Annotated in this window: 16 protein-coding genes; 8 read left to right on the top strand and 8 right to left on the bottom strand. The window is 61.2% G+C overall.

Annotated features, from left to right (window positions below):
* Nucleotides 1-5 precede the first annotated feature (5 nt).
* The 4 genes from AC3I65_RS16330 to AC3I65_RS16315 all read left to right on the top strand — a co-directional run bounded on the left by AC3I65_RS16330 (nt 6) and on the right by AC3I65_RS16315 (nt 7,149).
* Nucleotides 6-1,427 carry a Y-family DNA polymerase gene (locus AC3I65_RS16330; protein WP_047227810.1) on the top strand — a complete coding sequence of 474 codons (1,422 nt, stop codon included), beginning with the start codon at nt 6-8 and terminating at the stop codon, nt 1,425-1,427.
* Complete coding sequence (locus tag AC3I65_RS16325) at nt 1,403-4,501, top strand: error-prone DNA polymerase (RefSeq protein ID WP_488524002.1); 3,099 nt, start codon at nt 1,403-1,405, stop codon at nt 4,499-4,501. The genes AC3I65_RS16330 and AC3I65_RS16325 overlap by 25 nt, the downstream gene beginning before the upstream one ends.
* A 159-nt stretch (nt 4,502-4,660) precedes the next feature.
* Nucleotides 4,661-6,772 carry a hybrid sensor histidine kinase/response regulator gene (locus tag AC3I65_RS16320; protein ID WP_076384031.1) on the top strand — a complete coding sequence of 704 codons (2,112 nt, stop codon included), beginning with the start codon at nt 4,661-4,663 and terminating at the stop codon, nt 6,770-6,772.
* A gap of 95 nt (nt 6,773-6,867) precedes the next feature.
* Nucleotides 6,868-7,149, top strand: coding sequence for a hypothetical protein (locus AC3I65_RS16315; protein ID WP_047227813.1), 282 nt, complete (start codon nt 6,868-6,870; stop codon nt 7,147-7,149).
* A gap of 53 nt (nt 7,150-7,202) precedes the next feature.
* Here AC3I65_RS16315 and AC3I65_RS16310 read toward each other — a convergent pair whose 3' ends face one another.
* Nucleotides 7,203-7,724, bottom strand: a complete 522-nt coding sequence (locus tag AC3I65_RS16310; protein WP_076384033.1) for a DUF4142 domain-containing protein — start codon at nt 7,722-7,724, stop codon at nt 7,203-7,205.
* A gap of 217 nt (nt 7,725-7,941) precedes the next feature.
* On the opposite strand from AC3I65_RS16310, the gene AC3I65_RS16305 reads away from it, so the two are divergent.
* Complete coding sequence (locus AC3I65_RS16305; protein WP_047227816.1) at nt 7,942-8,178, top strand: HP1242/YdcH family protein; 237 nt, start codon at nt 7,942-7,944, stop codon at nt 8,176-8,178.
* A 64-nt stretch (nt 8,179-8,242) separates the two neighbouring features.
* Here AC3I65_RS16305 and AC3I65_RS16300 read toward each other — a convergent pair whose 3' ends face one another.
* The 3 genes from AC3I65_RS16300 to AC3I65_RS16290 form a co-directional block, all read right to left on the bottom strand.
* Entirely contained in the window at nt 8,243-9,106 is an 864-nt protein-coding gene (locus tag AC3I65_RS16300; protein ID WP_047227886.1) for a LysR family transcriptional regulator, read from the bottom strand.
* 270 nt (nt 9,107-9,376) lie between these two features.
* Nucleotides 9,377-9,694 (bottom strand): SCP2 sterol-binding domain-containing protein, encoded by a 318-nt coding sequence (locus AC3I65_RS16295; RefSeq protein ID WP_160894175.1) that lies wholly within the window; start codon nt 9,692-9,694, stop codon nt 9,377-9,379.
* A 51-nt stretch (nt 9,695-9,745) separates the two neighbouring features.
* Nucleotides 9,746-10,456 (bottom strand): histidine phosphatase family protein, encoded by a 711-nt coding sequence (locus AC3I65_RS16290; protein WP_047227818.1) that lies wholly within the window; start codon nt 10,454-10,456, stop codon nt 9,746-9,748.
* 229 nt (nt 10,457-10,685) lie between these two features.
* On the opposite strand from AC3I65_RS16290, the gene sohB reads away from it, so the two are divergent.
* The gene (gene sohB, locus AC3I65_RS16285; RefSeq protein ID WP_047227819.1) at nt 10,686-11,717 is read left to right on the top strand and encodes a protease SohB; all 1,032 of its coding nucleotides are present in this window, start codon (nt 10,686-10,688) and stop codon (nt 11,715-11,717) included.
* Nucleotides 11,718-11,919: 202 nt separating this feature from the next.
* Here sohB and AC3I65_RS16280 read toward each other — a convergent pair whose 3' ends face one another.
* The 4 genes from AC3I65_RS16280 to metH all read right to left on the bottom strand — a co-directional run bounded on the left by AC3I65_RS16280 (nt 11,920) and on the right by metH (nt 18,637).
* A complete protein-coding gene (locus tag AC3I65_RS16280; protein WP_047227820.1) occupies nt 11,920-12,414 on the bottom strand; it encodes a DUF934 domain-containing protein in 495 nt (164 codons plus the stop codon).
* Nucleotides 12,398-14,056, bottom strand: a complete 1,659-nt coding sequence (locus AC3I65_RS16275; protein ID WP_047227821.1) for a nitrite/sulfite reductase — start codon at nt 14,054-14,056, stop codon at nt 12,398-12,400. The genes AC3I65_RS16280 and AC3I65_RS16275 overlap by 17 nt, the downstream gene beginning before the upstream one ends.
* Before the next feature lie 538 nt (nt 14,057-14,594).
* On the bottom strand, nt 14,595-14,813 hold the full coding sequence (locus AC3I65_RS16270; protein WP_047227822.1) for a DUF2970 domain-containing protein: 219 nt from the start codon (nt 14,811-14,813) through the stop codon (nt 14,595-14,597).
* A gap of 113 nt (nt 14,814-14,926) precedes the next feature.
* Nucleotides 14,927-18,637, bottom strand: coding sequence for a methionine synthase (gene metH, locus AC3I65_RS16265; RefSeq protein WP_488524001.1), 3,711 nt, complete (start codon nt 18,635-18,637; stop codon nt 14,927-14,929).
* Between the two features lie 154 nt (nt 18,638-18,791).
* On the opposite strand from metH, the gene AC3I65_RS16260 reads away from it, so the two are divergent.
* Together AC3I65_RS16260 and nfuA are read left to right on the top strand one after the other, a co-directional pair.
* The gene (locus tag AC3I65_RS16260; protein WP_488524000.1) at nt 18,792-21,083 is read left to right on the top strand and encodes a fatty acid cis/trans isomerase; all 2,292 of its coding nucleotides are present in this window, start codon (nt 18,792-18,794) and stop codon (nt 21,081-21,083) included.
* A 94-nt stretch (nt 21,084-21,177) separates the two neighbouring features.
* Complete coding sequence (gene nfuA / locus AC3I65_RS16255) at nt 21,178-21,762, top strand: Fe-S biogenesis protein NfuA (protein WP_003182850.1); 585 nt, start codon at nt 21,178-21,180, stop codon at nt 21,760-21,762.
* The last annotated feature ends 170 nt before the right edge of the window (nt 21,763-21,932 follow it).

Here is a 21,932-nt window from a genome sequence, read left to right as displayed (position 1 = left end):
TTGCGATGCGCTGGGTCTGCATACTCTTCCCGCAACTGGCGCTGGACGCCGCGCTGCGTCAGCGTCCCGATCCCGACGAGCCCTTGGCGCTGTTGACCGGTCCGGCCCAGCGCCGGGTCCTGCAAGCGGTCAATGACCCGGCACGGGCCCTGGGTTTGCGCCCCGGCCAGACCATGACGGCCGCCCAGGCCCTGAGCAAAGGCTTTGCCACGGCCGAATACGATGCGGCGCAGATCGAACACTGGCAACAGTTCCTGGCGGCCTGGGCCTACCGTTTCAGCTCCCAGGTCAGCGTGCATTACCCGCGCACGGTGGTGTTCGAGATCGAGTCGAGCCTGGGCCTGTTCGGCCCCTGGCCGGTGTTCGAGAAGCGCCTGCGGGCCGAGCTGACGCAACTGGGATTCCGGCATCGCATTGTCGCCGCCCCCAACCCGGTGGCGGCGCGGGTGTTGGCCAATGCCTACGACGCCCTGGTGGTGCCCGATATTGAAACCCTGCAAGCCTGCCTGGGGCAGATGCCGGTGGAGCGTATCGGCCTGGAACCCGACGTCGCCACGGCACTGTCACGCATGGGGCTGCGCCAGTTGAGCCAGGTCCAGGCCTTGCCCCGACACACCCTGGCGCGGCGTTTTGAGGCCCAGGTGCTCAAGCATCTTGACGCGCTGACGGGCAGCCGCACCCTGGCGCTGTCGTTTTACCTGCCGCCGGACCGTTTCGATGTGCGCATCGAGCTCAATTACGACGTGCAATCCCACCAGGCGTTGTTGTTTCCGTTGCGCCGGTTGACCGGTGATCTCTCGGCTTTCCTATGCGGTCGCGACAGCGGCGTGCAACGCTTTGACCTGCACCTGGAACACGCCGGGTTGCCGGACACGCTGATCAAGGTCGGCTTGCTCAGCGCCGAGCGGGATCCTGCGATGCTTTTCGAACTGGCTCGTGGTCGGCTGGAACAGGTGCAGGTCGAGGCACCGGTACGTGGCTTTCGCTTGTGTGCTGAAGACCTGCCCAGTTTCGTGCCCCAACGCCTGGAGCTGTTCGACGAGCGTCCTCAACAGTCCTTGCCTTGGGAGCAATTGCGCGAGCGGCTGCGGGCCCGGTTGGGGGACGACGCAGTGCAGGGCCTGGGGTTTCGCGATGACCATCGGCCTGAATGTGCCTGGCAGATGACCTCTCAGCGCCAGCCCCAGGCATGTCCGGTGCGCGAGGGCGTCCGGCGTCCCGGCTGGCTGCTGGACGAACCCCAGGCCTTGCAGGAGAGCCAGGCGCGAATCCTCATGGGCCCGGAGCGCATCGAGTCCGGCTGGTGGGACGGCGCCGACGTGCGCCGTGATTACTATCTGATCGAAACCCGCGCGGGCCAACGGGGCTGGGCCTATCGACCGGTGGGCGAGGGTGGCCCGCTGTGGCTGCAGGGCTGGTTCGCATGAACATCGAATATGCCGAGCTGCATTGCCTGTCGAACTTCAGTTTCCAGCGCGGTGCCTCCAGCGCCCTGGAGCTGTGCCGTCGTGCGCAACAACAAGGTTACAAGGCCCTGGCAATCACCGATGAGTGCACCCTGGCCGGGATTGTCCGAGCCTGGCAGGCTGCCAGGGAGCTGGACCTGCACTTGATCGTCGGCAGTGAGATCCAGATCGAGAACGGTCCGAAACTGGTGCTGTTGGTGGAGAATCTGCAAGGCTATCAAGCCTTGTGCCGGCTGATCACCCGCGCCCGCCGCCGCAGCGAGAAAGGTCGCTATCGCATCGTGCGGGAAGACTTCGACGAGCCCTTGCCGGGATTGCTGGTGTTGTGGGTGCCCGGTGACAACGATTCCGAAGAGCAGGGGCGCTGGTTGCGGAAGATATTCGCCGAGCGCTTGTGGCTGTCGGTCCAGTTGCATTGCGGGCAGGACGACCGGCGTCGGCTGGCGGACTTGCTGGCGCTGGCCGAGCGTTTGGACCTTCCGGCCGTGGCCACGGGAGACGTGCACATGCATGTGCGCGGCCGGCGCGCCCTGCAGGACACCATGACCGCCATCCGGCACCACGTCACGGTGGCCGAGGCCGGCCAGCGCTTGCACCCCAACGGTGAGCGCCACCTGCGCAGTCTCCCGGCCCTGGCCGAAATCTACCCGCGCGCCTTGCTCGACGAAACGTTGAACATCGCCCGGCGCTGTACGTTCGACCTTGGCCAACTGCGTTATCAATACCCCCGTGAACTGGTGCCTGAGGGGCATGATCCAGCGTCCTGGCTGCGGGAATTGACCGAACGCGGTATGCGCGAGCGATGGGCCAAGGGTGTGGAAGACAAGGTCCGGGTACAAATCGATAAAGAACTGACTCTGATCGCCGATCTGGGCTACGACAGCTATTTCCTCACCGTGCAGGACATCGTCAGCTTCGCCCGCAGCCGCCATATTCTTTGCCAGGGGCGCGGCTCGGCGGCCAACTCGGCGGTGTGCTACGCCTTGGGTATCACCGAAATCGACCCGAGCCAGACCAGCATGCTGTTCGAGCGATTCCTGTCCCGGGAGCGCAACGAGCCGCCGGACATCGACGTCGATTTTGAACACGAGCGTCGCGAAGAAGTGCTGCAGTACGTGTTCCAGCGCTATGGCCGCCATCGTGCGGCATTGACGGCGGTGGTCAGCAGCTACCACGGTGCCGGCGCGGTGCGGGACGTCGCCAAGGCCTTGGGCTTGCCGCCGGATCAGGTCAACGCGCTGGCCGACTGTTGTGGGCGCTGGAGTGACGAGGCGCCGCCAGTGGATCGCCTGCGCGAAGGTGGCTTCGACCCGGACAGCCAGGTGTTGCGCCGGGTCCTGAGCCTGACCCAACAACTGATCGGTTTTCCCCGGCATCTGTCCCAGCACCCTGGCGGCTTCGTGATCTCCGAACAGCCTCTGGACACTCTGGTGCCGGTGGAGAACGCCGCTATGGCCGAGCGCACCATCATCCAGTGGGACAAGGACGACCTGGACGCGGTCGGGTTGCTCAAGGTGGATATCCTGGCCTTGGGCATGCTCAGCGCAATTCGTCGCTGTTTTGATCTGATCGCGCAGTACCGCGGCCAGCACTACACCTTGGCGACGTTGCCCAAGGACGACGCGGCCACTTACGAGATGATCACCCGCGCCGACACCATTGGCGTGTTCCAGATCGAGTCGCGCGCACAGATGGCGATGTTGCCTCGGCTCAAACCCGAGTCCTTTTATGACCTGGTTATTGAAGTGGCCATCGTGCGACCGGGGCCGATCCAAGGCGGGATGGTGCACCCGTATCTGCGGCGTAAAAACAAGGAAGAAGCGGTGACTTACCCCTCCAAAGCGTTGGAAGAAGTGCTCAAGCGCACCTTGGGCGTGCCCCTGTTTCAGGAGCAGGTCATGCAGATCGCCATCGTTGCCGCGGATTACAGCCCCGGCGAAGCTGACCAGCTGCGTCGTTCCATGGCTGCCTGGAAACGTCACGGCGGCCTGGAACCGCATCGGGAACGCCTGGCGGCGGGGATGGCGAAAAACGGCTACACCGCCGAATTCGCCGCGCAGATCTTTGAACAGATCAAGGGGTTCGGCAATTACGGTTTTCCCGAATCCCATGCCGCCAGCTTCGCCTTGCTGACCTACGCCAGCAGTTGGCTCAAATGCCATGAACCGGCGGCGTTCGCCTGTGCCCTGATCAACAGCTGGCCCATGGGGTTCTACAGCCCGGACCAGATTCTGCAGGATGCCCGCCGGCATCAGTTGCAGATCCGCCCGGTGGACGTGCGCGCCAGTGACTGGGATTGCAGCCTCGAACCCATGGAAGGCCGACAACCGGCGCTTCGCCTGGGGTTGCGCATGATCAAGGGCTTTCGCCAAGAGGATGCCCATCGCATCGAAACGGCCCGCCGGCATCGGCCCTTCAGTGACGTGGCCGACCTTGGCGAGCGCGCGCAACTCGATGCCCGGGCCCAGGCGCAACTGGCCGACGCCGGTGCCTTGCGGGGCTTGGCCGGTGATCGTCATCGCGCTCGCTGGGAGGTGGCCGGGGTACAGAAACAGCTGGGCTTGTTCGCCGGTTTGCCCAGCCAGGAAGAACCGCCCGTGGACCTGCCAAAACCTACGGTGGGGGAGAATCTGTTCGCCGATTACGCCTGCGTCGGTACGACACTGGGCCCCCATCCACTGGCTTTGCTGCGCCCCGAACTGCGCGCCCGGCGCTGTCGCAGCTCGCGGGAGCTGCAGGATGTGGAGCATGGCCGCAACGTCAGCGTCGCCGGGCTGGTCACCGGCCGCCAACGGCCAGGTACGGCCAGCGGCGTGACTTTTGTCACCCTGGAGGATGAGTTTGGCAACCTCAACGTGGTGGTCTGGCGCGATCTGGCCGAGCGCCAACGCAAAGCGTTGGTGGGTTCGCAATTGCTCAGGGTCGACGGGCGTTGGGAAAGTGTCGGTGAGGTTCGTCACCTGATCGCTGGCCGCCTGAGCGACCTGACCGAGTTGCTGGCGGGTATCCAGGTGCATAGCCGCGATTTCCGCTGAACCCAGCTGCCACCCAGCAAGCATGTTCCCAGTCCGGACAGGTTTGCATCATGACCTGCCCATGAAACCAAACGCCAGCGCAGCGCTCGAAGCTCTGAGCACAAGGGACTTGTGGTATGCCGATTCCCTGCTGGCATTTTCGAGGTTCAGAATCGACTCATGCAGTTCTTATCCCAGAATCATGGATGCCCCGGTTGGGGCGGTGAAATGGCCGGGCGTATCCGGTCGTTCGATTGGAGCCAGACCGAACTGGGCGCCATCGAGCACTGGTCCGCCAGTCTGCGCAGCGCAGTCCAGGTGCTGCTGGCGTCGCCTTTGCCGATGGTCATGTTGTGGGGCCGTCAGGGCTTCATGATCTACAACGATGCTTATGCCGAGTTCGCCGGCGGGCGCCATCCGTACCTGCTGGGCTGCGCGGTAGAGTTGGGCTGGCCGGAGGTGGCCGAATTCAATCGGCACGTACTGGATGTCTGCCTGGCTGGTGGCACCTTGTCCTATCGCAGCAAAGAGCTGGTACTGCTACGCAATGGCAAGCCCGAAGATGTCTGGATGGACCTTTATTACAGCCCGGTGCCCGACGATGATCAGTCTCCGGGCGGCGTTTTGGCGATCGTCGTGGAAACCACCGAGCTTGTGCTGACCGAGCGTGCCCGCCAGGAGGCCGAACGCAGCTACCGCGCCGTCAACGAGCGCATTCAGTTGGCCCTCTCGGCCGGGCCACTGCTGGGGTCGTTTGTCTGGGACATCCAGAACGACACACTTTCCGGCGATGAGCGTTTTTCCCGCACGTTCAATTACCCGCCAGACACGCCTCTGGATGCACTGCCTGTCGAGATTGCCCGCCAGAACATCCACCCCGATGACCTGGAGGAGGTGAACCGGCGGGTCGAACTGACCTTGCGCACCGGAACCCCCTACAACGCTGAGTATCGGGTGCGTCGACTCGGCGGTGATTACCTATGGGTGCTGGCCAGCGGCCGATGTGAATTCGATACGTTGGGCCGGCCGTTGCGTTTCCCCGGTGTGCTGATTGATATCAACGAACGCAAGGCGGCTGAAGCATCGCTGCTCAAGTTCACCCGTGATCTGGAGCAGCGTGTCGCCGAGGAAGTGCATGCGCGGTTGACGGCCGAAGAGCAGTTGCGCCAGTCGCAGAAACTCGAAGCCATTGGCGGACTCACCGGCGGTGTGGCTCATGACTTCAACAACTTGCTGCAGGTGATCGCCGGCAACCTGCACCTGTTGGCTCGCCACGAACCGCACAACGCCAATGTGCAGCGGCGGGTCAGTGCCTCCATCGAAGCGGTGGAACGGGGCGCCAAACTGTCCTCGCAATTGTTGGCGTTTGCCCGCCGCCAACCGTTGTCACCGGCGGTCTACAACCCACGACGAATCTTCGACGGTCTGGGCGAATTGTTGCAGCGGGCCTTGGGCGAAACCATCCAGATCGAAGTGACCTTGCCCGCCGAGCCCTGGTGCATCCACGTCGATCGAAATCAGCTTGAAAACGCTTTGCTGAACCTGGCGATCAATGCCCGCGATGCCATGTGTGGTGAGGGCACCATCGGCCTGATCGGCGAAAACATCGTGCTCGACGAATCGTCCTGCGCCGGTAAAGACATTCCGGCCGGTGACTATGTGCGCCTGTCGGTGATCGACCGCGGCGCGGGCATGCCACCCGATGTCCTGGACCATGTGTTCGAGCCGTTTTTCACCACCAAGACTGACGGCCAGGGCACCGGGCTTGGGTTGAGCATGGTGTTCGGGTTCGTCAAGCAAAGTGGCGGGCATATCGAGATTACCAGTGACGTGGGAGAGGGCACGCGAGCGCAGATGTATTTCCCCCGCAGTCGGCAACCTGAAACAGGTGAAGAGGCCCCACACAGCCCGCTTCTGACCGGTGGGCAAGAGACGATTCTGGTGGTGGAGGATAACGAAGAGGTGCGCAGCGCGTCGGTGGAGCTGCTGGAACAGTCCGGTTATCGGACCCTCACGGCCGCCAATGGTGACGAGGCCATGAAACTGCTGCTGGAGGGTGTCGTGGTGGACCTGATCTTCACGGATGTGGTCATGCCCGGGCTGATCAAGAGTTCCGACCTGGCCGCTTGGGCTAAGGTGCAGTCACCACCGGTACCGGTGCTGTTCACCTCGGGCCACACCCGGGACATCATCTCCCGCAACCACCAGTTGAGCCCCGACACTCATTTGCTGAGCAAACCCTACGGCTCGGACGCGCTGACCCGGATGGTGGGAACCGTGTTGGGGCGCTGAGCGCGGCACCGTAAACAAATGGAACCGAAGCCGCCATGTCACCTTCAAATGACCATGACCGGTCATCAATCCGGCCTGTCATGAATGAGGTGCCTATGAACCAAGATCCTGCAAACACCCAGCAACAAGGCCAGACGCAGGCCCCGTCACCGCGCAATGATCCGGCGATCGATCCTCAGGTTTCCCCTGAGCCCGCTGGCACCCAGCCAGTCAGCCCGGCTGGGGCAGGCAAGGCCCAAAGCGCCGACAGCGAAGTCGATCAAAAAAATCACCACCAGGACAACGACAACACCTTCAGCCCTGGCTTCAAGCCTGACCCGGACCGCCCGGAATCCGGTGAGAGCACTGATGCCGATATCGACACCGATGGCGGCTAGCAGAGCCTAGAAAAAGCCCGACTCGATGGTCGGGCTTTTTCAGGTTTCAAGCTTTATTTGCTCGGATGGGCTGCCTGGAGTTTCTTGGCCATCTGCAGATGTTTTTCCAGGTCTGGAAGCATTTTCTGCGCGAACGCCTTCAGCTCGGTGTTGCCGGGCTTCTTGTCGTCAGTGACGGTCTCGGCTTCTTTCTTGAACAGGGCAATGGTTTCTTCGTGGGCCATCACCTGGTTGTTGGCGTAGGCCGCATCAAACGATTCCTCGCGCATATCGAGAATCTTGGCCTTGGCCTTTTTCACCAGCGTGGTTTCGTCCGGCACTTCGATATCGTGTTTTTTCGCCAGCGAGATCAACTCCTCGTTAGCTTTGGTGTGGTCGGAAATCATCATGTTGGCGAATTCCTTGACGTCCGCCGAACTGCTTTTTTCCAGGGCCAGTTTGCTGGTTTCGATTTCCGCGATACCACCGGCCGCCGCGTTGTCGACGAAGTCGCTGGAAGTCGCGGCCCAAGCCATTCCCATACTGGTGCTCAAGGCAACTGCCAGGCCGAGTTGACGCAGGTTGAATCCGTCCATAGGTAAGTCTCCACACAGGTTGTACAAGGGACTTGTGTCGTCCTGTTCAATGGAGAGCGGCGGGCGGACAAAGGTTTGATTGCAAAGCGGTGCGGTACGACGAACGGTCACCGCTGGTCGGATTGGCGGTCGACAGAACCCCGTTGGCGAGGCCATTCTGATAGTCGACGAGCGCCGTAGAAGGCGTTAGCCATCGTTCTACCAAAGGAGGTGTTCCATGCCGGTGATCCACGATTTGTGCCAGGATCTCAACTGCACAAAAGACGACATCCAGCAAAAGCGCAGCGAGAATCCCAGGCTCGACTCGTTACTTCTCAAGTATTCCCAAATAGATGCCGAAGTGGTCGACGCCGAGAAACCGTCCTCCGCGGCACTGTCCGATGTTGCCCTGAAGACGCTCAAGGAGAAACGTTTGCAGGTCAAGGACGAGATCGCGCAGTACTTGCAGGGATAGTCCTAGGGCCGGGCTGTCGGTGAGGAGCCCTCTGCTTGCAGGAGGGCTTTTTTCGGCAGACTCGTCAGGTCAGCGGGTCCCAGCGCTGGGACCAGTCGCTGCCGGTCGTGACGATCTGGCGCAGCACTTCGAACGCTTGCTGCAACGCCGCCGAATCCCGATCCCTGGAGTACACGAGGTAAGTCGGGTAGTTGAATTCCGGCGCCTTGGGCACCCGCTCCAGGATGCCGCTGTCCAGATAGCTCTGCACCACTCGGGTCCGGAAGTAGCCGCTGCCGCCGTTCTCCAGAATGTACTGCAGGGCCAGGGGGCCGAGGTTGAACGTCACGGCCGCCTTGGCCTTGTCCGGCAGCGCAGTGTCGTGTTGACGACGGAAGTCGGCACTCCAGTCGATGTACACGTAGGGCTCGGGACGGGTCGCCAGGCGCACCAGGATCAGTTTCTCTTCCAGCAACTGTTCCACTTGCAGCCTCGGCCAGTATTCGGGCTGATACACCACGGCGGCATCCAGCAGGCCCAGTTCCAGTTGTTGCAGCAGTTTTTCGCCATCGCGGATGTCCATGCGCAGGGCATGGCCGGGGATTTTATGGCGCAGTTCCTCGGCCCAGGCGAGCATCAAGGGGTTGCATAGGCTGACCTCGCCACCGAGGTGCAAAACGTTGCGAAAACCTTCGGGCAAGGGCAGGTCCCGGCGGGCCGCTTCCCAGGTCTGCACCAGTTGATTGGCATACACCACGAAGGTTTCACCGTCGGCAGTCAGGCGCGCGCCGGCACGGTTGCGCACAAACAGCACGCAGCCAAGCTGGCTTTCAAGCTTCTGGACTCGCGCCGTGATAGCCGTCTGGGTGACGTGCAGCTTGTCGGCCGCGGCGGCGAGGCTGCCGTGGCGGACGATTTCCAGAAAGGTGCGGGCGAGGTCGATGTCCATGGTCAGGCCGATACGGGGAAAGCGGGGATTGTACGACACCTGCGAACTACCGCAGGGTCCTTTGCTGAATGTACCGGCGCTATCGCAAGCAGGCTCGCTCCATTGCTCCGGGTGATGAGGATTGAGCGTCGCTCCAGATCCCCTGTGGGAACGAGCCTGCTCGCGATAGCGATGGACCGGCCAGTGGAAATGCTCAAGTAAAAACACAAATCCCGCCACAGAGGCGGGATTCGTTTGCAGCCAGAGCACCCGTAGAAAGGGCAAGTAGACTCAGGCCGGGAACAATTCGGACAGCTTCATCGACAGCATCATGTCGCCTTCGACGCGCAGCTTGCCGCCCATGAACGCTTGCATGCCGTCGGTATCGCCGCTGACGATGCCCTTGAGGGTTTCGCTGTCCATGATCAGCGTGCAGTTGGCGTTCTCATTTTCGCCTTCTTGCAGCTCACAGGTGCCATCCTTGACGATCAGGGCGTAGTGCTTGTCTTCGTCAGTGATGTTGAAACCAAATATCAAGTCCAGGCCGGTAGCGGCGTCTGGGTTGAACTTGGCTTTCATGGCTTGTACGGCGTCGGCTACGGAGGTCATGGTTTCGATCCTTATTTGGGTTATACAGCAAGGGTCTACAGTGATCCGGACTCAGCGAAAGGTGATGAGGTCCGGGGCCTTCAGCAGTTGCAGGTGGGCATGACTGTTGAAGGAAGCCAGGGCCACCTCGCGGCCCCTGAATTTCAGGTGGTTGAGCGAGGTGTTGACGATTTGCCAGTTCAGTTCGAAGGCCTGCCGCGCAGGCATCTGGGTGATCAGGTGGAGCAGGGCGGTGATGGTCCCGCCGGAAGTGAACACGGCGATTTTCTGGGAATTGTCGGCTTGCTCCAGAATGCGCTGCAGGCCGGTCTGCACGCGTTCGACGAAACCCAGCCAGCTTTCCAGTTCGGGCGGGTCGTACTGGCCGCTGAGCCAGCGCTCGATGATCAACGCGAAGATGCGCTGGAACTCGGCGCGGTTCTGTGCGGCATTGCGCAGAATGTACAGGGCTTCGGGTTCCTGGGGCAGCATGTCCGGCAGCAGGGCGCGGATCACCGCGTCGGCATCGAACTCATTGAACGCCGAATCGATCTCCAGCCCGGGAACCGGCAGCCCGGCGGCGGACATCTGGCCCAGCGCACCGGTGGCGGTATCCTGCTGGCGACGCAGGTCGCCCGAGAGGCAGCGATCGAACACGACACCCAGTTCGGCCAGGTGGCTGCCCAGCACTTGCGCCTGGCGTACACCGTTTGGCGAAAGGACATCGTAGTCGTCCGCACCAAAGGAGGCCTGGCCATGTCGAATCAGATAGATACTGCCCACGTCCGCGTCATCCCGGTACGTTGAAGGTTTGGCGAGGTTATGAGGATGGCGGTGAGCTGTCAATGAAAAAACATACGCTTGTTTGAAATGCCTGTTACAGTCTTGTCCAGCTGCGCTCCCGTTAAGGTAACCACAGGTTTCACGGCTGGTCGTGGCGCAGGCGCATGGGTATGCTGAACGTGTTGAGTGCCCGCCCTTGAGCGGCGTTTTGAATTTATTAGGAGCCATCGTGGAGTTTTTCATCGAATACGCCAGTTTCCTGGCCAAGACCGTGACGCTGGTGATCGCCATCCTGGTGGTGCTGGCCAGTTTTGCTGCCCTGCGCAGCAAGGGCCGGCGCAAGTCTGCCGGCCAGTTGCAGGTGAGCAAACTCAACGACTTCTACAAGGGACTGCGTGAGCGCCTGGAGCAGACGCTGCTGGATAAAGACCAGCTCAAGGCCCTGCGCAAGACCGAAGGCAAGGCTGAAAAGGCCGCCAAGAAACACAAGGACAAGCCGGCGGCCAAGCCTCGGGTATTCGTGCTGGATTTTGACGGTGACATCAAAGCCTCGGCCACCGAGAGCCTTCGTCATGAAATCACCGCATTGCTGACCCTGGCGACCCCGAAGGATGAAGTGGTGTTGCGCCTGGAAAGCGGTGGCGGCATGGTCCACAGCTACGGTCTGGCCTCCTCGCAACTGGCCCGGATCCGTCAGGCCGGCGTGCCGCTGACGGTGTGCATCGACAAGGTCGCGGCCAGCGGCGGCTACATGATGGCGTGCATCGGCGAGAAGATCATCAGCGCGCCTTTTGCCATTCTTGGCTCCATCGGCGTCGTGGCCCAGTTGCCAAACGTCAACCGTCTCCTGAAGAAGCACGACATCGATTTTGAAGTGCTGACGGCCGGTGAATACAAGCGCACGTTGACGGTGTTTGGCGAAAACACCGAGAAGGGTCGGGAGAAGTTCCAGGAAGACCTGGACATCACCCATGAGTTGTTCAAGAACTTCGTGTCCAACTACCGTCCGCAACTGGCCATTGATGAAGTGGCGACTGGCGAAGTCTGGCTGGGCGTCGCAGCATTGGACAAGCGCCTGGTGGACGAGCTGAAAACCAGCGATGAATACCTGGCCGAACGAGCCAAGAGTGCCGAGCTGTACCACTTGCACTACGCCGAGCGCAAAAGTTTGCAGGAGCGTATTGGCATGGCGGCCAGTGGTTCGGTGGACCGGGTGCTGCTCAGTTGGTGGAGCCGCCTGACCCAGCAGCGGTTCTGGTAACGGCTAACCCTGTGGGAGCGAGCCTGCTCGCGATGACGGTGGTTCATCCAGCATCACCTGCTCAGGCGAGCCGCTATCGCGAGCAGGCTCGCTCCCACATTGGGTTCAGGGTGAGCTGAAGATCAGGTTCCGCACCAATCATCCATCCATAAAAAAGCCCTGAACCGGAACACCCGGATCAGGGCTTTTTTTGTATCAGGTTTCAGCGACGACGAAACAACGGCAACGGTTCGTCAGTGGCAGCCTGGTAGGTCACCGAGAAATCCTTGAGGCTTTCGAGGGCTTCAAAGGGGTCCTTGTCGGCGCGCAAGGCAAAGGCGTCGAAACCGCAACGGCGCATGTAGAACAGTTGGTCGCGCAGCACATCGCCAATCGCCCGCAATTCGCCCTTGAAGCCATAACGCTCACGCAGCAGGCGAGCGTTGGAGTAGCTGCGCCCGTCGGTGAAGGCCGGGAAGTTCAGGGCGATGACCTGGAACTGATTGGCGTCATCACCGATTTCCTCCGCCTCTTCGTCGGCGTCCAGCCACACACCCAGGCCGCCATCGCGGGCCTTGAGGGCGTGAGCATGATCGCGCCACAGGGCCAGGGGCACGATCAGGTCGTCGCAGTTGGAAATACCATCGAGGGTCGCGTCCTTGGGCAGCAGGTGCCAGGTTTCGTCGATAACCTCGTCGTTCTTAATTATTCGCTGCATAGACGCGTTCCTTGAAGAGGTCGATGCCGATACGTTGATAAGTGTCGATGAAACGCTCGTCTTCAGTACGTTGTTCGATGTAAACGTCGATCAGCTTCTCGATCACGTCAGGCATGTCGTCCTGGGCAAACGATGGGCCGAGGATCTTGCCCAGGCTGGCGTCGCGGCTACCGCTGCCGCCCAGGGAGACCTGGTAGAACTCCTCGCCTTTCTTGTCCACGCCCAGGATGCCGATGTGGCCGACGTGGTGGTGACCACAGGCGTTCATGCAACCGGAAATGTTCAGGTCCAGCTCGCCGATGTCGAACAGGTAGTCCAGGTCGTCGAAACGACGCTGGATCGACTCGGCGATAGGGATCGACTTGGCGTTGGCCAGGGAGCAGAAATCGCCGCCCGGGCAGCAGATTATGTCGGTCAGCAGGCCGATGTTCGGCGTGGCGAACCCTTGCTCGCGTAACTCGCCCCACAGGGTGAACAACTGGCTCTGTTCAACGTCCGCCAGGATGATGTTCTGTTCGTGGGAGGTGCGCAGTTGACCGAAGCTGTAGCGCTCAGCCAGGTCGGCCACGGCGTCCAGCTGCTTGTCGGTGATGTCGCCCGGCGCGACGCCGGTCGGCTTCAGGGACAGGGTCACCGCGACGTAGCCCGGTTTCTTGTGGGCCAGGGTGTTGCGAGTGCGCCAACGGGCGAAGCCCGGATGTTCTTTGTCGAGCGCGGCCAGCTCGGCGTCCTGGTTGCTCAAGGCCTTGTAGTCCGGGTCGACGAAATGCTTGGCTACGCGATGGACTTCGGCTTCGGTCAGGGTGGTCTGGCCGCCGCGCAGGTGAGCCATTTCGGCCTCGACCTTTTCGGCGAACACTTCTGGCGTAAGAGCCTTGACCAGGATCTTGATCCGCGCCTTGTACTTGTTGTCACGACGGCCGTAGCGGTTGTACACCCGCAGGATGGCGTCGAGGTAGCTCAGCAGGTCCTGCCATGGCAAGAACTCGTTGATGAACGCGCCGACCACCGGCGTACGGCCCAGGCCGCCGCCCACCAGCACACGGAAGCCCAGCTCGCCCGCGGCGTTGTAGACCGTCTCCAGGCCGATGTCGTGGACTTCAATGGCCGCACGGTCCGAGGTCGAGCCATTGATGGCGATCTTGAACTTGCGCGGCAGGTAGGCGAATTCCGGGTGGAAGGTGGTCCACTGGCGAACGATCTCGCACCAGGGGCGCGGGTCGATCAACTCATCGGCCGCGACACCGGCGAACTGGTCGGTGGTGACGTTGCGCAGGCAGTTGCCGCTGGTCTGGATCGCGTGCATCTGCACGGTGGCCAGTTCAGCCAGGATCTGGGGCACATCTTCCAGGGCGGGCCAGTTGTACTGGACGTTCTGGCGGGTACTGATGTGGGCATAGCCTTTGTCGTAGTCGCGGGCAATCTTGGCCAGCATGCGCACCTGACGCGAGGTCAGTTGGCCATAGGGCACCGCTACGCGCAGCATCGGGGCGAAGCGCTGGATATACAGGCCATTCTGCAAACGCAGAGGGCGGAATTCTTCTTCGCTCAGCTCGCCTGCCAGATAGCGTCGGGTCTGATCACGGAACTGCTTGACGCGGTCCTCGATGATCCGCTGATCGTACTCGTCATATACGTACATATAAGTCTCGTTCTCAGGCTTGGGCCGATCAGAAACAGCTGCGTGTTGGCTCGCTGGAATCGGATTCTGCCTCGGCAATTCTGCGCGCACGGCCGCGCACTCCTACAGGAGCCGGTGCAAGATACCTGTTTTGAGTTATGCGCAAAAGTGATGTTTGAGTATATGTAAAGAACCAAATCGACTAATGGGATTGATTATTGCCTAACCCACATTTGTCGTGCGGGCAATCATCGTCTTAACTGTGGTCGAGTCCCTATGCAATCACCTACAAAACCGACAAGAGGCGATGCAATGAGCAATCCGACCAAAGCAAGGAAAAGCGACAGTACTGTTGATGCCTGGGCCATTTTGTTCCTGATTATCCTGGTGGTGGGCACCGCGGTGTTCTGGGTCAGTCACCAATAGAGCGGTGGTGAAAAAACTGTGGGAGCGAGCCTGCTCGCGATAGCGGTTTGTCAGTCAGCCATGAGGTGACTGACAAACCGCTATCGCGAGCAGGCTCGCTCCCACAGGGGGGTTATGTGTGTCGTAGACAGATTTACAACCCCGCCAGATGCACCACCAGCTTGACGATGCCAAACAGTGTCAGGGCGAAGATCACCGTGAAGGCGATGCCCAATACCACGAAGTGACTCGGCTTGCCGTGGGTGAAGTCACGGGCGCGATTCTTGCCGCTCTGCACGCCGAAGGCGGCAGCCAGCACACTGTGCACCATCTGCCACAGGGTCGGCGGCTTGTTGTCGATCGGATCGTCCATAAATCCCTCGTCTGCCATGGGTTTGGAACAAGCATAGACAAAAGATCGCAACCTGCGGCAGCCCCTACAGCAATACACAAAACCCTGTAGGAGCCTGCGATCCTTTAAGGCTCTTAGTTGTCGTAACCCAAATTCGGCGCCAACCAGCGCTCAGTCACGCTCAAGTCCTGGCCTTTGCGCGCGGTATAGCTCTGGACCTGATCCTTGTCGATCTTGCCCACGGCGAAGTATTGCGCCTGGGGATGGGCGAAATACCAGCCGCTGACGGCTGCCGCCGGGAACATGGCGTAATGCTCGGTGAGGAATACGCCGCTGCGTCCAGCCTTCAGTTCGCTGGCCTCGGGGTCGAGCAGGCGGAACAAGGTGGCCTTTTCGGTGTGATCCGGGCAGGCCGGGTAACCGGGGGCAGGGCGGATGCCGGTGTATTGCTCCTTGATCAGGGCGTCGTTGTCCAGGCTTTCGTCCTTGGCGTAACCCCAATGTTCCTTGCGCACCTGCTGGTGCAGCCATTCGGCGCAGGCCTCGGCCAAGCGGTCGGCCAGGGCCTTGACCATGATCGAGTTGTAGTCGTCGCCGGCTTCCTGGTAGGCCTTGGCGACTTCTTCGGCGCCGATGCCGGCGGTGGTGATGAAGCCGCCCACGTAGTCGGTCACACCGCTGTCCTTGGGCGCGACGAAGTCGGCCAGGGAGAAGTTCGGCTTGCCATCGGTCTTGATGATCTGCTGGCGCAGGTGATGCAGGCGGGCCAGTGGCTTGCCATCCTCGCCATAGACTTCCAGATCGTCGTCATGCACCTGGTTGGCCGGCCAGAAGCCGAACACGGCGCGGGCGCTGATGAGTTTCTCGTCGATGAGCTTGCGCAGCATCGCCCGGGCATCGGCGTACAGGGCAGTAGCCGCTTCCCCGACCACTTCGTCGGTGAGGATGCGCGGGTACTTGCCGGCCAGGTCCCAGGAAATGAAGAACGGTGTCCAGTCGATGTATTCGGCCAGGACGTTGAGGTCAATGTTGTCCAGCACCTTGGCGCCGGTAAAGGTCGGCTTGACCGGCTGGTAGCTGCTCCAGTCGAACTGCGGTTTTTTCGCCACGGCGGCCGGGTAGCTCAGGCGTTCGGTACGGGCGCTGCGGTTGGCGGTGCGCTCGCGAACGTCGATGTACTCCAGGCGGGTTTTCTCGACGAATGCCGGCTTGAGTTCCTTGGACAGCAACTGGGTGGCCACGCCCACGGCGCGCGAGGCGTCGGTGACGTAGATCACCGCGTCGTTGCTGTACTTGGGTTCGATTTTCACTGCCGTGTGGGCCTTGGAGGTCGTGGCGCCACCGATCATCAGGGGCAGGTGGAAATCCTGGCGCTGCATCTCGCGGGCCACATGCACCATCTCGTCCAGGGACGGAGTGATCAGGCCGGACAGCCCGATGATGTCGCACTTCTGCTCCTTGGCCACCTGCAGAATCTTCTCTGCCGGCACCATCACGCCCAGGTCGACCACGTCATAGCCGTTGCAACCGAGCACCACGCCGACGATATTCTTGCCGATGTCGTGGACGTCGCCCTTGACCGTGGCCATGAGGATCTTGCCCTTGGCTTCTGGCTTGTCGCCTTTTTCCGCCTCGATGAATGGAATCAGGTGGGCCACGGCCTGCTTCATCACCCGGGCGGACTTCACCACTTGGGGCAGGAACATTTTGCCGGCGCCGAACAGGTCGCCGACGATGTTCATGCCGGCCATCAACGGGCCTTCGATGACTTCGATCGGCCGGGCGAACGACAGCCGCGATTCCTCGGTGTCTTCGACGATGTGCGTGGTGATGCCCTTGACCAGCGCGTGTTCCAGGCGCTTGTTCACTTCCCAGCCACGCCACTCTTCGGTTTCCGCTTCCTTGACGCTGCCGTCGCCCTTGTACTTGTCGGCGATGGCGAGCAGGGCGTCGGTGCCTTCAGGCGTGCGGTTGAGGATCACGTCTTCCACCGCGTCGCGCAGTTCCACCGGGATCTGGTCGTAGATCTCCAGTTGGCCGGCGTTGACGATGCCCATGGTCAGGCCCGAGCGGATTGCATAGAGCAGGAACACCGAATGAATCGCCTCGCGCACCGGGTTGTTGCCCCGGAACGAGAAGGACACGTTGGACACGCCACCCGAGGTCAGCGCATAAGGCAGTTCGTCGCGGATGTAGGCGCAGGCGTTGATGAAATCCACGGCATAGTTGTTGTGCTCTTCGATACCGGTGGCGACGGCGAAGATGTTCGGGTCAAAGATGATGTCTTCCGGCGGGAAGCCGACTTCATTGACCAGGATGTCGTAGGAGCGCTTGCAGATTTCCTTCTTGCGCGCTTCGGTATCGGCCTGGCCAGCTTCGTCGAAGGCCATCACCACCACGGCGGCGCCGTAGCGTTTGCACAACTTGGCGTGATGGATGAACTGCTCGACGCCTTCCTTCATGCTGATGGAGTTGACGATGCCCTTGCCCTGGATGCACTTGAGGCCCGCTTCGATCACTTCCCACTTGGAGGAGTCGATCATGATCGGCACGCGGGAAATATCCGGTTCGCCGGCAATCAGATTGAGGAAGGTCACCATGGCCTTCTTCGAATCGAGCATGCCCTCGTCCATGTTGATGTCGATCACCTGCGCGCCGGCCTCGACCTGCTGCAGGGCCACTTCCAGGGCTTCGGTGTAGTTGTGTTCGCGGATAAGGCGGGCGAACTTGGCCGAACCGGTGATGTTGGTCCGCTCGCCGACGTTGACGAACAAGGAGCTGCGATCGATGGTGAACGGTTCCAGGCCCGACAGGCGGCAAGCCCGCGGGATCTCCGGAATCTGGCGCGGTGCGTAGCCGGCCACGGCCTTGGCGATGGCTTCGATGTGCGCCGGGGTGGTGCCACAGCAGCCGCCGACGATGTTCAGGAAGCCGCTTTGGGCAAACTCTTCGATGACTTTGGCGGTGTCCACCGGCAGTTCGTCGTATTCACCGAATTCATTGGGCAGACCGGCGTTCGGGTGCGCCGATACGTGGGTGCTGGCCTTGTTCGACAGTTCTTCGAGGTACGGGCGCAGTTCGCTGGCACCGAGGGCGCAGTTCAACCCAACGGAGATTGGCTTGGCGTGAGCGACGGAGTTCCAGAAGGCTTCGGTGGTCTGGCCGGACAGTGTGCGGCCGGACGCGTCGGTGATGGTGCCGGAGATCATGATCGGCAGTTCGACGCCTAATTCCTCATACACCCCTTGCACGGCGAAAATCGCTGCCTTGGCATTAAGCGTGTCGAAAATGGTTTCGATGAGGATCAGGTCGGCGCCGCCTTCGATCAGGCCCTTGGTGGCCTCGGTGTAGTTCTCCACCAGCTCGTCGAAGGTCACGTTGCGGTAGCCGGGGTTGTTCACGTCTGGCGACAGCGAGCAGGTGCGGCTGGTCGGGCCCAGCACGCCGGCTACGAAGCGCGGCTTGTCCGGTGTTTCAAGGGTCTTGGCGTCGGCGACCTTGCGGGCCAGGCGCGCGCCTTCCAGGTTCAGCTCGTAGGCCAGGCCCTGCATGCCGTAGTCGGCCTGGGACACCTGGGTGGCGTTGAAGGTGTTGGTTTCCAGAATGTCGGCACCGGCATCCAGGTAGGCTTTTTCGATGGCGCCGATCACATCCGGACGGCTCAGGACCAACAAATCATTGTTGCCCTTGACGTCGCTCGGCCAGTCGGCGAAACGCTTGCCACGATAGTCCTGTTCCTCAAGCTTGTAGCTCTGGATCATCGTACCCATGCCGCCGTCGAGGATCAGAATGCGTTCCTTGAGGGCCTGCTGGAGAAGATAAAGGCGAGCGCTGCGATCGGACATAGGACTACCTGGAAAAAGACCATTACGAAGGCGGGGATGATAGCAAACCTGTACAGGATTTGATCATGGGTGGCTTTTGCATGAATCCTGCTCATGTTTGCATCGCGATGGCGGCCCGGTAGAATCGCCGGATTATCTCTTAGGGACCCGAGACATGCCGTACCGCGTCTTATTCGGCAGTCTGTTGCTGCTGTTGTCTTTTTACTCAGTGGCAAAGGATCCCGCCCCGGCGATTTCCTACACTCGCGATATCCAGCCGATCTTCACGGAAAAATGCGTCGCCTGCCACGCCTGCTATGACTCTGCGTGCCAATTGAGCCTGGGCAGTGGCGAAGGCGTGTCCCGGGGCGCGAGCAAGCTGCCAGTCTATGACGGTGAACGACGCCAGGCTGCCGAACCCACCCGTTTGTTCTATGACGCCTCCGGCCAGCGGGCCTGGCAGCGCAAAGGCTTCTATTCCGTGCTGGATGCTCAAGGCAGTCAGGCCGCGCTGATGGCGCAGATGCTCGAACTGGGCCACAACACACCGTTGCAGCCCAACGCCAAGCTGCCCCAGGACATCGTGCTTGGGCTTGAGCGTGACAACAGCTGCCCGATGCCGGGGCAATTCGACGAGTACGCCGCCGCGCATCCCAAGGAAGGCATGCCTCTGGCGGTCACTGGCCTGACCGACCAGCAATATCAGACCTTGCAGCGCTGGCTGGCCGCGGGTGCACCCATCGATCAGCAAGCGCTGGCGCCGAGCGCCGCCGAAGCGTTGCAGGTGGTGCAGTGGGAAAACCTGCTCAACGCCCCCGGCGCCCGGGAAAGCCTAGTGGGCCGGTGGTTGTTTGAGCACTGGTTTCTGGCGCACATTTATTTCAAGGATGGCGAGCCGGGGCATTTCTTCCAGTGGGTACGTTCGCGCACGCCTACCGGCCAGCCAATCGATCTGATCAACACCCGCCGCCCGAACGATGACCCAGGCACCCGTGTGTATTACCGGCTCTGGCCGGTACAAGGGGTGATCGTGCACAAGACCCACATCACCTACGGGTTGAGCGCGGCGAAAATGGCGCGGATCAAGAGCCTGTTCTACAGCGGCAGATGGCAGGTCACTGCGTTGCCAGGGTACGGCCCGGAGCGGCGGGCCAACCCGTTTTCCACCTTCGAGGCGATCCCGGCCCAGGCCCGCTATCAGTTCATGCTCGATAACGCCGAGTATTTCGTGCGCACATTTATCCGCGGCCCGGTTTGCCGGGGCCAGATCGCCACGGACGTGATTCGCGACAACTTCTGGGCGTTGTTCCAGGCCCCGGAACATGATCTGTACATCACCGACCCCAATTACCGCGGCCAGGCCACACCGTTGCTGGCGATGCCGGGGCAGAATGACGACGTGGGCAGCGTCCTGAGCCTGTGGCTGGACTACCGGGACAAGCGCAACGAGTACGAAGCCTTGCGTCGCGACAACTACGCCGACCTGCCTGCGCCCAGTTGGTCGACGCTGTGGGCCGGCAACGACAATGCCTTGCTGAGCATTTTCCGGCATTTCGACAGTGCTTCGGTCACCAAGGGCCTGATTGGCGAGGTGCCGCAGACGATGTGGCTGTTCGACTTTCCATTGCTGGAGCGCACTTATTATCAGTTGGCGGTGAACTTCGACGTGTTCGGCAACGTGTCCCACCAGGCCCAGACGCGACTGTATTTCGACCTGATTCGCAACGGCGCGGAGCAGAACTTCCTGCGGCTGATGCCAGCCGATTCCCGCGAGGACTACCTCAACGATTGGTATCAGTCGGGCGGAAAATTCAAGATGTGGCTCGATTACGAGGCCATCGACGACGACAAACCCACCGCTCTCAAGCTTGACGAAGATGATCCCAAGCGCGATTTCGTCCAGCAATTGCTGGTTCGTTATGGTGATTTGAACGCGCGGCCCGATCCGATCAACCGGTGTAATGGCGCCTATTGCTCGCGTCCGAACATTGATCCGGCCTTACAGAACGCCGAACAGGCCCTCAGTCGCCTGTCTTCCCGACCGGCGGCGGGCCTGAGCGTCATCAACCAGTTGCCGGAAGCGACCATGTTGCGCGTCGAAACCGTCAGCGGTCGCCGTGAGGTCTACAGTCTGCTGCGCAACCGCGCTCACAGTAACGTGGCATTTTTGCTCGGCGAGGCGCTGCGATACCAGCCGGGGCTGGACACCTTGACGGTCTTTCCGGGTGTGCTGAGCAGCTATCCGAACTTCATCTTCAACATCCCCGCCGAGCAAGTGCCGGCCTTTGTCGACGCCATGGAGGGCGCCCGGGACGGGCAGGCTTTCGAGCGAATTGTCGAGCGCTGGGGCATTCGGCGCAGTCACCCGCAGTTCTGGCAGTACTTCCATGACCTGAGCCACTACCTGCAGGAGACGGAGCCGCTGGAAAGTGGGGTGCTGGACATGAATCGCTACCAGAACCTCTGACCAGGATATCCGGGCGCTTTCCTGACAAAAATACTAGGACTTTGTCCGGCGCGATGATTGGCGTAAACTGCCGACAAGCCTGCGAGGAGTTTCCATGACCGCCATTACCATTACCGATGCCGCCCACGATTACCTGGCCGACCTGCTGTCCAAGCAGAACACCCCAGGTATCGGGATCCGCATCTTCATCACCCAGCCCGGCACCCAGTACGCTGAAACCTGCATTGCCTACTGCAAGCCGGGGGAAGAGAAACCTGAAGACACCGCGCTGGGGCTCAAGAGCTTCACCGCGTACATCGACTCGTTCAGCGAAGCGTTCCTGGACGACGCGGTGGTCGACTATGCCACCGACCGCATGGGCGGCCAGTTGACCATCAAGGCGCCGAACGCCAAGGTGCCGATGGTCAATGCCGACAGCCCGGTCAACGAGCGCATCAATTATTACCTGCAAACCGAAATCAACCCGGGGCTGGCCAGCCACGGCGGCCAGGTATCGCTGATCGACGTGGTGGAAGACGGCATCGCCGTGCTCCAGTTCGGCGGCGGTTGCCAGGGCTGCGGCCAGGCCGACGTGACCTTGAAGGAAGGCATCGAGCGCACCTTGCTCGAGCGTATCCCGGAACTCAAGGGCGTGCGCGACGTGACCGACCACACGCAGAAAGAAAACGCCTACTACTGATAGGTGTTCGCTGCGGATACAAAAAAACGGCGCCCGTGAGCGCCGTTTTTTTTGGGCGGATCCGACATCCGCGCAAGCTGATCCACCGCTTTCGCGAGCAAGCCCGCTCCCACATTGGGGCGGCGGTGATGTTCGATTTTTTAATCGCCGCAAATCCCTGTGGGAGCAAG

Source organism: Pseudomonas sp. N-1-13, assembly GCF_057787095.1.
Note: the sequence above shows the minus strand (reverse complement) of the source record. Positions and strands in the feature narration are given on the sequence as shown.